Raw genomic sequence first — 13,770 nt, 5'->3', positions numbered from 1 at the left:
CCCTGACGTTACGTCAGGCTCAAGTCCTGGAAGCAAGTCGCAGTGCCCAGGTGGGAAGCCGGGACTGACCCGCCGAGCAGGCGGCCCACTCGCACGGTGAAACCGTCGGCCGGGGAAGAAAGGGAATCCTGGTACGTTTGCCACCGGATGACGCAGTGCCCGGGCGAGACGACGCTGAGTGATTTGCTGGCGGGGCTGCTGCCGGAGGAGCAGCGCGCCGAGGTGCTGGCACACGTGGAGCGCTGTGCCTCATGCCAGCGGGTGCTGGCGGTGGGGGACTCCGCCAGCCCGGAGGAGGCCTCACCGGACGTGGCGGCCACGCCGCTGGCGCGCGGCGCCACGCTGGCGCGCTACGTGGTGCTGGAGCGCATCGGCGCGGGGGCCATGGGCGTGGTGTACGCAGCCTATGACCCGGAGCTGGACCGGCAGGTGGCCCTCAAGGTGCTGCGCCCGGCGGGCCGTGGCGTGGAGGAGCTGCGGCTGCGGCTGCTGCAGGAGGCTCAGTCCCTGGCCCGCCTGTCCCACGCCCACGTCGTCGCCGTGCATGACGTGGGCACGTACGGCAGTGGCGTCTTCCTGGCCATGGAGCTGGTGGATGGAACCACGCTGGCGGAGTGGCTGCGCCAGCCCCACACCTGGGAAGAGGTGCTGCGCGTCTTCCGGGAGGCGGGACAGGGGCTGGCGGCCGCACACGCGGCGGGGCTGGTGCACCGCGACTTCAAGCCCGCCAACGTCCTCGTCGGCCGCGACGGCCGCGCGCGGGTGACGGACTTCGGCATGGCCCGTCCCCTCAACCGCGAGGCCAGCGCCCGGACGGCGGCCTCGCGGGAGCCGGGTGGGGTCGACGCCAGTCCGCTGACGCGCACGGGCGTGCTGCTGGGCACCCCGGCGTACATGGCGCCGGAGCTGCTGGAGGGCCAGCGGGCCGACGCGCGCTCCGACCAGTTCAGCTTCTGCGTTGCGCTGTACGAGGCCCTCCACGGCATGCGCCCCTTCGAGGGGGACAGCCTGGAGGCGCTGGCCCAGGCCGCGCGCGAGGGCCGGGTGCGGCCCGCGGGCCGCGAGGTGCGGGTGCCCGACTGGGTGCGGCGCGCGGTGCTGCGGGGGCTGCGGGCCCGCCCGGAGGAGCGCTTTCCCAGCATGGAGGCCCTGCTGGCGGCACTCGTCCCGGCGCCCCGGCGCCTGCGGGCCCGGGTGGCGGCGGCGGTCGGCGCGGCGGCCCTGCTGGGCGCGGCGGGCGCCTACGGCGTGGCCCACCGGAACGAAGCGCGCTGCGCCCGGGAGGTGGAGAAGCTCGCCGTGGCCTGGGGCCCCGAGCAGCGCGGGCGAGTGCACGCGGCCTTCCTCGCCACGGGCGCGCCCTTCGCGGCGGTGGCCTGGGAGAAGACCTCCGCCGCGCTGGATGCCTATGCCGCCCAGTGGCGCGAGCTGCGCGCCGAGGCGTGCGTCGCCGCTGGCTCCAGCCCCACGAGCACCGGGTGGCAGACGACCGCGTGCCTCGACACGCGGCTGTGGCAGCTGGCCTCCGTCACCGAGGTGCTGGAGCGGGCCGACGCGCGAACGGTGCAGCACGCACAGCAGCTCGCCGCCTCGCTGGAGGGGCTCAGCGGCTGCCGGGACGCTCCCGCGCTCTCCACGAGCCCGCAGCCCCCGGACGCGCTGCGTCCCCAGGTGGACGCGGCCCGGCGGAAGCTGGTCGACGCCCAGGCCCAGCTCACCGCGGGTCGCTACGCCGAGGGGCTGAAGCGCACCTCGGCGCTGCTCGAGGAGGTGCGCACGCTGGACTACCGGCCGCTGGAGGCCGAGGTGCTGCTCACCCACGGCCACCTCCAGGCCCAGGACGGCCGGCCGAAGGATGCGGAGGACCTCCTCTACAAGGCGCTCTGGGCCGCGGAGGCCGGGCGCGACGACGAGACGGCGGCGCGCGCGTGGAACCTCCTGCTGTGGGTGGTGGGAGACCAGCTGGCGCGCCCGGCGGACGCGGAGCGCATCGCCCGGCACGCCGAGGCCGCGGTGGACCGCCTGGGCCGCGAGCGCTTTCCGGGCCTCGCCGCGGACCTGCACCTGCGGCTGACCGCGGTGCTCCTCCAGCAGGGCAAGTACCAGCAGGCGGACGCGGAGGCCGTCCGCGGACTGGAGCTGGCGCGCCGGGCCCATGGCCCGGAGTGCCTGCGCACCGCCCACTTCCTCCATGGGCTGGGACGGGTCCGCTACCGCCAGCGGCGGCTGGAGGAGGCCGTGACGCTGCACCGCCAGGCCCTGGAGATGAGCGAGCACATCCTCGGCCCCAATCACCCGGAGCTCGCCGCCTTCCTCAACGGCCTCGCCGCCAACCTCGAGCGGCAGGGCCACACCGAGGAGGCCATCGCCGCCCTGCGCCGTGCCATCGCCCTCCAGCAGAGCGCCGGGGCGACGGACCAACCCGCCGCGGGCTTCCCCCTGGTCACCCTCGCGTCCCTGCTGGAGTCGCGGGGCGAGCTGGCCGAGTCCCGCGGGCACCTGGAGCGGGCGCTCGCCCTCTTCGAGCGCAGCTACGGGGCCGACCATCCCCAGACGGCCATCACCCTCGCCAACCTGGGCCGGCTCGCCAGTGAGGAGGACCGCCTCGACGACGCCCTCGGCCTCTTCCAGCGCTCGCTGGAGCGCTTCCAGCGCTCGCTGGGCGCGGACACGCCCCGGCGCGCCACGGTGCTGCTGCTGCGCTCGAATGCGTTCGTGCGCGCGGGCCGCTACGCCGAGGCACGCCGGGACAGCATGGAGGCGCTGGCGGTGCTGGAGAAGGCGCACGGCCCCGACAGCGTCAACGCCGCCATGGCGCTGGGCCTGCTGTCCGACGTGGACCTGGCCAGCGGCGCGCCCCGGCAGGCACTCGCCCACTGCCAGCGCGCCCTGCGAATCCATGAGCGGCTCCAGGGCGGACCCGACTCCATGGCGGTGGCGAAGTACCGCACCTGCATCGCCGAGGCACACCTGGGGCTCGGGGCACCGGACAAGGCCCTTCCGCTGCTGGAGGAGGCCCGGGAGCGCTTCGGCACCACCTCCCTCGAGGCGCGAAACCACGCGCAGGCCTCCCTCCTCCTGGCGCGGGCCCTGGTGGCGCGGCGTCCCCCGGACCGCGCGCGCGCCGAGGCGCTGGCCGAGGAGGCCCGGCGGAGCCTCGAGCCCCTGGGCGTCCTGGGGCGCCCGGAGCTGGAGAAGGTGCGGGCCTTCCAGCGGCGCGAGGGCCTCCGGTGAGCGGACGCTGGCGGCAACACCCCCACCCGTCCAGCTACCCGCCCGAGCGCACCACCTCCACGCGGCGGTTGGCGGCGCGTCCGGCCTCCGTGTCGTTGGGCATCGTCGGCTTGCTCATGCCCAGGCCCTCCGTCTGCAGCTGCTTGTCCGGGATGCCCTTGCCCACCAGCCACTTCTTCACGCTGGCGGCGCGCTTGTCGGACAGGCCCTTGTTGAAGGCCTCCCCTCCCCGGTCATCCGTGTGGCCCTCGATGCGGTAGGACACGTCCGGCGTCTCCTTCATCGCCGCGGCCAGCGCCTCCAGCACCGGCACGGACTCGCCACGAATCGTGTCCTTGCCCGTGTCGAAGAGGATGCCGTGCAGCACCACCCTCCCCTTGTTCTTGAGCTCCTCGCTCAGCCCCGCCTCCGGCCGGGTGCAGGTGATGGTGGCCTTCGCCAGCTTCTCCCCGTCCCACCGCGTGTTGCTCTCCGACTTCCCGCTGCCATACACCCCCGCCAGCCCACCCTCCTGGGTGAGCGCGAAGGCGATGGGGCCCGAGCGGTCGTTGCCGCCGTCCTGTACCTCGCGCCAGAGGCCGAAGAAGACGGTGCCCTCCAGCGTGCCATCCACCGTGTTGTTGCCCGCCTTGCTGCCTGTCTGGCCATAGCAGCCCGTGATGCGCTGGCCCGTCTGGGTCAGCTGCATCTCGCCATAGGCCGTCCGCCACGTTCCGGTGAAGTCAATCTTCCGGGCCTCCGAGCGCTGGCCCCATGCCCGCAGCGCGCTCAGGCCAATCCACTCCTTGCTGCCGTGGTTGGCCACCAGCGTCACCCGCAGGTAGCGCACCTTCTTCGCCGACACTGGCTTGGACTGCGGCTCGCGCCCCTTCTTCAGCTCCAGCTCGGCCAGCGGCTGCCAGGGGCCCTTGTGGCTCGGGCCGTGCTCCACGCGCAGCGTCTTCACGGAGATGCCCGGGTAGTTCTTCTCGTCCTTGGAGTTGATGACCTCCAGGCGCGTCAGGTCGAACGGCTCGGCCAGCTCGATGACCCGCGGCGGATTGCTGGAGACGGCGGGGTCGTACTGGCTGTCCAGCTCGCCATCGAGCATCCCGTAGGCGTCGTTCGTCGGCCGGCCCTGGCCATCCAGCACCCTGGCTCCCGTCAGCAGGGCCAGGGCATTGACCTCCGGGGCGGCGGCGGCGGGCTCGGGCGACGCGGCCGAGGCTTGGAGGGTGAGCAGCAGGGCAGGCAGCAGGGCGAGGCGAACCATGGAGTGAACCTCGGTGAAGGTGGCTGTAGAGGCCCTACATGGTAGCGAAGCGCGCCCGAATGCAACCTCCTTCGCGCCCGTGCCGCTAGGCCGGCACGTCCCAGGCGATGGGCAGGTGCTCGAAGCCGCGCAGCATGAGGTACGGCCGGCGCACCGCGGGTTCATCCGTGCGCAGCCGCAGGTTGGGCAGGCGCTGCAGGAGCAGCTCGAAGGCAATCCGTGCCTCCAGCCTCGCCAGCGCGGCGCCCACACAGAAGTGGATGCCCTTGCCAAACGCCAGGTGGTTCTTCGCGTCGGCGCGGCGGATGTCGAAGCGGTCCGGCTCGGAGAAGCGCGTCTCGTCGTGGTTGCCGGACTCGTACAGGATGAACGTCCGCGCACCCTTCGGAAGGGAGGCTCCGCCGAGCGTCGTGTCCCGCGTCACCTGGCGGAAGAAGCCACGGACGGGTGGCTCCTTGCGCAGCATCTCCTCGATGGCGTTGGGCAGCAGGGTCGGGTCCTCCCGCACGGCCTTCAGCTGCTCGGGAGACTCGAGCAAAAGCCACATGCCGCCGCCGAGGAGGCTCGTGGTCGTCTCGTGGCCGGCGGAGAACAGGTCCATGGCGTTGCAGACCGCCTCCTGCTCGCTCAGGGGCGCGGTGCCGCCCATCGACTGCGGCACGAGCATCGTGAGCAGGTCCTCGCGCGGCTTGCGGCTGCGCGCCTGGAGCAGCTCCTTGAAGTAGCGCTCCATGGCGATGAAGCCGTGCGCGCTCTCGACCTGCTGCGCGATGGGCGCCGTCGCCGACATCAGCAGCGTCTTGTCGTCCGACCAGCCCTTGAGCTGCTGCATGTCCGAGCGCGGCACGCCGAGCAGGTCGCAGATGACGAAGCCGGGCAGCGCGAAGGCGAACTGCTGAATCAGGTCTCCCTGCCCGTCGCGCACGAAGCCGTCGATGAGCCCGTTCGCCGTCGCCCGGATGGAGGGCTCCATCGCGGCGATACGCTGGGGGCTCAAGGCCCGGCCGAACACGGCGCGCATGCGAGCGTGGTCCGGCGGGTCGCTCTGCACGAGCGAGAGGAACTGGGGGTAGCCCTGCTTCAGGATGTCGCGCACCTGGGGGTGCGGCTCGGCGCGCGCGTCGAGCGCTCCCACCGAGGAGAAGCGCTCGGTGTCCTTCTCCACCTCGGAGATGTCCGCGTACCGGGTGACGACCCACAGGTCGAGCATCGGGCTGTAGAAGACGGGCCGCTCCTGGCGCAGCCGCGTGTACAGCGGGTACGGGTTCTCTATCTGCTCGGGGGCCATCGGGTTGAAGGCCGCGGCAACATCGTCCTCGGGGTGCATGTTCTGGGAGGGCATCTCCTTCCACCATAGAACGCCGGACCTGCGGGATTCACCAGGAGTCGCCATCCGCCAGGGCTTGGGCTCCCAGCAGCCGTTGGCTTCAGGCGGGCACCGCACTGGATATTTTCATCCTGACTGGCCCGTCCCGAGAGAGGGGGTCAAGCCGACCCGGCGTCCAGGCAAGGCCCTGCCCGGTCGACGCCGCCGGTGATGACCGAAATCGTGGTGCTAGGGTCTGGCGCATGGCTCCCGTTGCTCCGCTTGGCAAGAACCACGCGCTCGCGCTGCTGCGGGCGGGAAAGCTGCCGTTCTCCTTCGGCTCACCGCACCCCTTCGTCGCCATCCTCGAGCAGGACGGCGTCTTCCGCGTGCGGGAGCTGGTCGTCGACCCCGCCGAGGCCTCGGCGGCCGCAAAGGCAGCCATGGCCGCGGGCGGTGCCTGGATGCCGGAGCACCACTACGACCTCGGCAAGCCGACCGGGCGCGTGTTCCTCGAGGCGCCAACGCGCGAGGTGCTCGCCGAGAAAATCGAGGCGTATCCGTGGCCGCGGGACTGGTGACGTCTGGAGTTGGCTATTGACAGACATCGCCCCCCCCGCTGAGCGCGGACACCGGAACGGCCGCCTCGCGCGAGAGGCGAAGCGACCGTTCCAGGCATGAGCAGGTCCTGTTTCCGCTTCAGTACAACTCGGCGCTCGCGAGGTAGGGAATGGCGGTGCCGTTCTCGCCGCCCACCACGAGCACCCTGCCATTGGGAAGCAGCGTCGCCGTGTGGCCGCGGCGGACATGGAGCAGCGAGCCGCTGGCGGTCCACAGGCCGGTGGCCGGGTCATACAGCTCGGCGGTGCCGAGGATGGCGGGGGTTCCCGTCCCACCCACCACGAGCACCTTGCCATTGGGAAGCAGCGTCGCCGTGAAGCGGGCCCGGGCTTGATTGAGCATCTGCGGTGCGGCGTCTGCAGGGTTCCCGAAGAACGGAGCGTACACTTGGGCCGTGGCCAGGGAGCCGCTGGCGCCCGTCCCGCCCGCTACGAACAGCCTGTTGCCGGGCAGCAGCGTCGCGGTGTGTGAGTACCGAGCCTGGGGCGTGGAGGTGGTGCGCGATTCGAACCAGGTGCCGGTGGACGGACTGTACTCCTCGGCCGTGGCGAGGGCGGCGGTTCCATAACCTCCCACCACGAGGACCTTCCCCTGAGACGAGGGCCCGGAGTTGGGCGAGGGCACCAGCGTTGCAGTGTGGCTGTGGCGGGCCGCGGTCATCGAGCCGGTGGCGGTCCAGATGCCCGTCGCCGGGTCATACACCTGGGCCGTGGCGAGGGAGCCGCTGGCACCCGAGCCGCCCGCCACGAGCACCCTGCCATCCGAGAGCCGCGTCGCGCTGTGGGCATGACGGGCCGTGGCCAGCGAGCCCGTAGCCGTCCAGACGCCAGTGGCCGGGTCATACACCTGGGCCGTGGCGAGCCGGGCAGTGGCACCATGGCCGGCTGCCACGAGCACCCTGCCGTCGGTCAGCAGCGTCGCGGTGTGACTGTGCCGGGCCTGGGCGAGCGCCCCCGTGGGCGTCCAGGTGCCGGTGGCCGGGTCATACAGCTCGGACGTCGCGAGGACACCGCTGCCCCCCTGCCCTCCCACCACGAGCACCCTGCCGTCGAGCAACAACGTGGCCGTGTGGTAGCGGCGGCCCTGCACGAGCGAGCCGGTGGTGCCCCACGCCTCGGACGCCGGGTCATAGGCCTGGAAGCTGAGCATGATACCGCTGGGGCCCAGCCCGCCCGCCACGAGCACCTTGCCGCTGGGCAGCAGCGTCACCGTGTGCTGCGCACGGCTCTGTGCCAGCGGAAGGAGTGAGCGCCAGGCGCCCAGGGCCGGCTCGAAGCGCTCGGTGGTGGCGAGGAAGCCGGTGGGGCCCTTGCCGCCCGTCACGAGCACGTGGCCATCGGGCAGCAGCGTCGCGGTGTGGTGGGAGCGGGCCGTCGCCAGCGGGCCTGTCGCGGTCCACGCGCCGGTGGCCGGGTCATAGAGCTGGGCGGTGGCCAGGGGTGCGCTGGCGCCAGCGCCTCCCGCGACGAGCACCTTGCCGTTGGCCAACAGCGTCGCCGTGTGGTGGGAGCGGGCCGCCAGTGCCCCGGTCGCGGCCCAGACGCCAGTGGCCGGGTTGTAGAGCTGGGCGGTGGCCAGCGGGGCCGTGGCGTTCCTGCCGCCGGCGACGAGCACCTTGCCGTTGACCAGCAGCGTCGCCGTGTGGCTGTGGCGGACCGCGGCCAGCGAGCCCGTGGAGCTCCAGGTACCGGTGGCCGGGTCATACACCTCGGACGTCGCGAGGGGCGCGGTGGGACCTTGACCCGCGACGACGAGCACCCTGCCGTCGGGCAGCAGCGTGGCCGCGTGGTAGCGACGAGCCTGTGTGAGCGAGCCCGTCGAGGCCCAGGTGCCGGTGGCCGGGTCATACACCTCGCAAGTCGCGAGCGGTCCGCTGGCATCCTGGCCACCGGTGACGAGCACCCGGCCATCGGGCAGCAGCGTCGCCGTGTGGCTGTCGCGGGCCTGGGCGAGCGCACCGCTGACGGAGCGGGTGCCGGTGGCGGGGTCCAGGAGCTCGGTGCTGGCGGTGGCGCCGCCAGGCCCCGCCCCTCCCACCAGGAGCACCTGCCCATCGTACAGCGTCGTCGCCGTGTGCAGCTGACGGGCCTCGGAGAGGACGGGCGTCGGAGCCCAGGCGCCCGTGGCCGGGTCATACACCTCGGACGTCGCAAGCGGGCCGCGGAGGCCGGCGCCGCCCACGATGAGCACCCTGCCATCCTGCAGCACCGTCGCCGTGTGGCCGCGGCGGAGCTGCTCGAGCCTGCCGGTGACGGAGACACCCGTCGCCGGGTCATACACGAGGACACTGTCCACGAAGTTGCCGAGGGTGGCGTCGCTTCCACCCACGAGGAGCACCCTGCCATTGGGCAGCAGCGTCGCCGTGTGGCTCATGCGGACCTGGGTGATGGAGGCAGTGGCGGCCCAGGTGCCGGCGGTCGGGTTGTACGCCACCGCGGTGGCAAGCGCGGGGTTCGTCTGGGTCCCCCCCGTCACGAGCACCCGGCCATCGGCCAGCAGCGTCTGGGCGGCGTTGCTGCGGTAGTGGGGAAGCGCGCCCGTCGCCGCCCAGGTGCCCGTCGCCGGATTGTAGAGCAGGCACGAGGAGTAGATGCCCGTGGCGGCGCCCCCGCCCACGACGAGCACCTTGCCGTTGGTGAGCAGCGTCGCCTTGTGACTGTAGCGGACGCCCGGGAGCGAGCCGGTGTTGGCCCAGGTGCCGGTGACCGGGTCGTACAGCTCGGCCGTGGCGAGGGCGGTGTTGGTCCCGGTGGCGCTGACGCCATGTCCGCCCGCCACGAGCACCTTTCCGTTGGGCAGCAACGTCGCCGTGTGCATGATGCGCGCCTGCGCGAGCGGGGGGGCGGCGGACCAGGCGCCGGTGGCCGGGTCATACAGCTCCGCGGTGCCGAGGCGCAGGCTGCCGTCATCCCCACCCGCGACGAGCACCCTGCCGTCGGGCAGCAGCGTCGCCGTGTGGCTGTAGCGGCCCTGGCCGAGCGCGCCCGTGGGGGACCAGGTGCCGGTGGAAGGGTCGTACAGCTCCGCGCTGGCGAGCGGGGTATAGACAGGCAGGCCGCCAGGCTCGGACGTGGTGCTGATGAACCCACCCACGACGAGCACCCTGCCATCGGCCAGGCGCGTGGCGGTGTGACCCACACGGGCCGTTGTCAGGGGCGCCGTGAGGGGGCGCGCCGCGGTCCCGCCCTCGGTCCACGTGCCCTCGTAGGCCAGGTCGGGTCCGCAGGCGACGAGTGCGAGCGCGAGTGCTGCGGTCAGGTGCGTCAACGTGAGTTGTCGAATCATCATGGTGCTGCCTCCTGAACGGATGACACAGGCAGGCGCTCGGACGTCGCGGGAAATCTCACGGAGCCTTGGCGGCGGCCTCGCGCAGCGCGCGCTCCAGCGCGTCGATGGTGGACTGGTGCTCGGGGCCCAGCTGCTGGCGCATCCCGTTCAGCACGGCCAGCCACTGGCCCTGGTCCTGGGCAAGGCCTCCCGTGGCCGCGAGGTTGCCGAGCACCGCGAGGGTGCTGTCGGGAGGGTACGCGGAGCTCGAGGCCATGGTGCTCAGCGCCTGGAACGCGGCCTCCCCCTCCAGGCCGAACGCCTGGGCCAGCTTCACGAAGGAGTCCAGGGAGGTGCCCCTGCCGCTCTCCAACAGCCATGGGTACTGCAGCGCGAGGCGCTGGACGTCGGCGGGGGCGATCTTCAGCTTGGTGGCCAGGTTCCTGACGAGCGTGGGGTCCGCGCCCAGGAGGATCTGCAGCAGCGGGTCCCTCACGCCCGCCTTCTCGAGGAACTCGCGGCGCTGCGCCTCGAACTCACCCTGCTCCAGGCCCCAGCTGATGCTCTCCCCCAGGAAGGTGATGGCCGCGGCGATACCACTCACCAGCACCCCCACCGGCTGGCCGCCGGGGATGAGCTCGACGGCGGCGCCGAGCACGCCCACTGCGTCCCCCACCAGCGCGATGAGCTTGCCGACGTTGGGTTCGTCCTGGAGGTCCTGCAGGCGCAGGCCGAGGGAGGTGGCGCTGGCCACCAGGCCCAGCACCGGCGCCAGGCGGGTCGCGAAGGAGGCGAAGCTGCGCGCCGTGGCCCCGTGGTCCACCCCGAACAGGGCGAACTTCCCGGCGTCGGCGAGCGCCTCCGTGGTCTCGGCAAGCATGGAGAGACCGCCCTTGGAGCTCGCGGCAATCTCCTTGAGCACCGTCCCGTAGTCGCCTTCCCTGCCGGCGTTGACGGCCGCCATCCCTCCGAAGGCTACGCCCGCGATGCCCAGCGCCTTCACCCAGCCGCTGCAGCTCTCCCACTTGCCCGCCAGGTCCTCCAGCGCGCCGAGGTCCCCGCCGGCCATCTTCCGGAGCTCCACCATCCCCTCGAGGATGTCGCCGCCAGCACCGGTGGTGTCGGCGAAGGCGAGCTTGAAGGGCGTCAGCAGTCCCTCGAGCTGCTGGAGCCCGTCCTGGGGGTTGTCGAGCTGGCTGAGGATGTCCACGGCCGCGTTGGGGATGGCTTCCTGGATGGCCTTCGTCTCGAAGTCGGGGAAGCCCATGAACGTCCGGGCAAGCACCGAGTCTGCGGGGGTGACGAGACGGCCCGCGACCTCCAAGGCCACCCTGGCCCGCGGTGAGTCGGCGAGCTGTATCAGCGCGGTGTTCAGCGCCTGCCCATCCGTGGCCGGACGGCTGATGGCCGCGGTGCGGAGGGCCGCCTCGTTGCGCTCCACCACGTTGGCCAGGTTCTCCGTGGCCGCCGTCAGCGCGTCATAGATGCGCTTGTTGTCCGGGTGCTGCTGGAAGGCCTGGATGTAGGCGGAGCGCTGCTCGTTCGTCAGCGCGGGACCGAAGGCGGCCAGCTGCTTCGCCAGCTCCTCGTCCCGCCCCGCGGCGCTCGCCTTCGCGCTCTCGTAGACGCCGGACGCCGCGTTCAGCTCGCGCACCGCCGCATCCGCACCGAGCGGGGGCGCCACCGGGCTCGCGTTCATCGCCCGCTTCACCTCGCCCCAGGGGGACGGGCCCCACCCCGCGTACCGCTGCAGGTCCGCGGCGGTGAAGGTGCCGGCGTCGCGCGCGGCCTTCAGCGCGTCGATGAACGTCTGGCGCTGCCCGAGCTGCTCCGCGGACAGCCCTTGCGCACCCCCGAAGAAGAGGCTGGCCCCGACGTTGAAGAGCACGCTGTCACGGCCGCCCTGTGCCATCAGCGAGATGAGGTGGGCCTGGTAGTCCGGGTCGTGCTTGTGCTCCTCGAGCATCCGGGCCACCTCCGGCCCATGCGCCAGGGGGGACATGCTCGCCAGGCGCTGGTAGTCCGCCTCCGCATGGGCCTTCGAGCCGGCGTTGAGCTCCCGTGGAGCGGCGGCAAGGCCCGGGGCCGGCGGGTCCGCCACCAGCATGTGCTGGAGCGCGTCCGGCACCTTCGCCTGGGCAATGGCCCGCGCCCGCTCCGCGCTGCCCGGAGGCGCCGCGAAGATGCGCGCGGCCTGGGGGCCCCTGAGGCTGCCCACCTCCTTGTACTGGGGCTGCGCCTTGCGGAAGGCCTCCATGTCCGCGTAGCTCTTCCCGGTGGACGGGTCGTAGATGCTGTTGCCCTGGCGGATGACGACATGGCCGCTCTGCCCCTCCACCCCACCCCGGGTGTCCTTCAGGAAGACCAGCTCCGAGCGGGCGCGCAGCTCCGGGCTGGCCTTCGCCAGCCAGTCCGCGGCCACATCCAGGCAGTTGGCCTTTCCGTCCCTGGCGTTCTCGGTGAGCAGCGTGCTGGCGGGCGCCGTGGTGCCTCCATCCAGCTGCATGGGCTGCTTGGACGCGCCCGCGTCGAAGCCCGAGGTCGTGAACCGCGACGACCGCGCAATCTGGCGAAGGGCCTCCGCTGCCTTGCGCGAGGCCTCTTCCGTCGCCTTGCGCGCGGCCTCCTCCGCTGCCCTGCGCGCGGCCTCCTCCGCTGCCCTGCGCGCGGCCTCCTCCGCTGCCCTGCGCGCAGCCTCTTCCGCCGCCTTCCGCGCGGCATCCGCCACCACTGCACCGCCCCCGAATCCGTCAATCCGCTGATTGGACATGTCTCTGCCTCCCCAAAGGGATGACAGAGGCACGCGAATGGACGTCGCGGGAAATCGACCGGGGGCGCGTCTCAGCCCGCGGAGCCGGGCTCGAAGCGCGAGAGGAAGACCTTGAACTGCAGCGAGACGAAGAGCGGACGCGGCGCCACCAGTCCGACCTGGGCGAACATCGCGGCCAGGGCAGCATCCGACGCAATGGGTTGCATCGTCGCCATCGCCTGGCGGCGACGCTCCAGGTCATCCGGCTGGATGCCGTACGCACGCCACCGCCGCAGCTCCACCCTGGACAGCTCGGGGTCCTTGCCGACGCGGCAGCCCAGGACGAGGGGCGCTCCGGGCTTCAGCCGCCGGGTCACCTCGCGCAGCAGCGCGAGCCGGGCCTCTTCGCCCTCCACATGGTGCAACACCCCCATCAGCTGCGCCCCGTCGAATGGAGGGCCGGGAGGCAGGGTGTGCAGCTCGCCGAGGTGCAGGTGTGTCCGGGAGAGCAGTCCCTCGGCGTCCAGGCGCGTCCGGGCGACGGCGAGCATGCCCTCGGAGGGCTCCACCCCCGTGAAGCGCCAGCCCGGCACGTCGAAGCGGTTGTAGGGCACCAGCTCCGCGCCCGTGCCCACCCCCACGAAGAGCAGCGACGCCGCGTCCTGGCCATCGAGCATCGCGGTCAGCGCGCTGACGCCGAGCTCGTAGGCATTGCCCGCGAGCATGACGGACGCCTGGGCGTCATAGTGGGCGGCGCGGTCTGCGCCGAAGCCCGGTACGTAGGGGTGGGCCGCGTGGTGGGCGTGTTCGTGGGCCATGAGGTGTCCTCCAGAGGCTCGCGCGAGGCGGGCGGTATGACTGGAAGATGCGCGCGGAGCCGAGGCCGCGGCAGAGCGGGGATTCTCGCGGAATCGGCGGGGATTCGGGTCACCCCCACGAGCAGCGACGGCAGGCCTGGACTACGGCGCGGGAGGCACCGTGCCGGACGGGTCGCGCCAGCGCGCCGGGCCAATGACCGTTCCCGGCGGCCCGTCCAGGTGCAGCGTGCGCCCCTGGCTGTCGACGGCGAGGGCCCCCATGGGCGGGCGGCCCAGGGCACGGCCCCTTTCGAGGTCGACCACGAGCCACCGGCCATCTGGCGCCACCGCCCGCAGCCAGAAGGGAGCCGCCGTGCCGATGGCCTCGCCCGAGGGCAGCGCGGCTGGCGGCAGCACGGGTGCGGCCGAAGCAGTCTTCCGTGGCTCGGCCGTGCGGCACCCCGCGAGCAGCAGGCCCAGTGCCGCTACCGCGAGGCCTATTGCATACCCCGCAGCGCCCCGCATCGAATCTCCCGCGCATGCC

At 72.5% G+C, this 13,770-nt stretch carries 8 protein-coding genes; 2 read left to right on the top strand and 6 right to left on the bottom strand.

The window, feature by feature from the left end; genetic code table 11:
* Positions 1-147 precede the first annotated feature (147 nt).
* Positions 148-3,234, top strand: a complete 3,087-nt coding sequence (locus tag LXT23_RS10535) for a tetratricopeptide repeat protein (protein ID WP_253979985.1) — start codon at positions 148-150, stop codon at positions 3,232-3,234.
* Between the two features lie 34 nt (positions 3,235-3,268).
* On the opposite strand, the gene LXT23_RS10530 is transcribed toward LXT23_RS10535, so the two are convergent.
* Entirely contained in the window at positions 3,269-4,486 is a 1,218-nt protein-coding gene (locus tag LXT23_RS10530) for an OmpA family protein (protein WP_253979984.1), read from the bottom strand.
* Positions 4,487-4,571: 85 nt separating this feature from the next.
* Positions 4,572-5,828, bottom strand: a complete 1,257-nt coding sequence (locus LXT23_RS10525) for a cytochrome P450 (RefSeq protein WP_253979983.1) — start codon at positions 5,826-5,828, stop codon at positions 4,572-4,574.
* Between the two features lie 227 nt (positions 5,829-6,055).
* Between LXT23_RS10525 and LXT23_RS10520 the strand changes: the two genes are divergently transcribed.
* Entirely contained in the window at positions 6,056-6,373 is a 318-nt protein-coding gene (locus LXT23_RS10520) for a hypothetical protein (protein WP_253979982.1), read from the top strand.
* A 118-nt stretch (positions 6,374-6,491) separates the two neighbouring features.
* On the opposite strand, the gene LXT23_RS10515 is transcribed toward LXT23_RS10520, so the two are convergent.
* The 4 genes from LXT23_RS10515 to LXT23_RS10500 all read right to left on the bottom strand — a co-directional run bounded on the left by LXT23_RS10515 (position 6,492) and on the right by LXT23_RS10500 (position 13,751).
* Positions 6,492-9,701 (bottom strand): Kelch repeat-containing protein, encoded by a 3,210-nt coding sequence (locus LXT23_RS10515; protein WP_253979981.1) that lies wholly within the window; start codon positions 9,699-9,701, stop codon positions 6,492-6,494.
* A 55-nt stretch (positions 9,702-9,756) separates the two neighbouring features.
* Positions 9,757-12,450: a hypothetical protein gene (locus LXT23_RS10510; RefSeq protein WP_253979980.1), complete on the bottom strand. Its 2,694-nt coding sequence runs from the start codon at positions 12,448-12,450 to the stop codon at positions 9,757-9,759.
* A gap of 71 nt (positions 12,451-12,521) precedes the next feature.
* Positions 12,522-13,247, bottom strand: coding sequence for a class I SAM-dependent methyltransferase (locus tag LXT23_RS10505; RefSeq protein WP_253979979.1), 726 nt, complete (start codon positions 13,245-13,247; stop codon positions 12,522-12,524).
* 141 nt (positions 13,248-13,388) lie between these two features.
* Positions 13,389-13,751, bottom strand: a complete 363-nt coding sequence (locus LXT23_RS10500; protein WP_253979978.1) for a hypothetical protein — start codon at positions 13,749-13,751, stop codon at positions 13,389-13,391.
* Positions 13,752-13,770 lie beyond the last annotated feature (19 nt).

Origin of the sequence: Pyxidicoccus xibeiensis (assembly GCF_024198175.1) — a bacterium.
Taxonomy (GTDB): Bacteria; Myxococcota; Myxococcia; order Myxococcales; family Myxococcaceae; genus Myxococcus; species Myxococcus xibeiensis.
The sequence above is the reverse complement of the archived record's forward strand: the minus strand, read 5'-3'. Positions and strand labels throughout refer to the sequence as shown.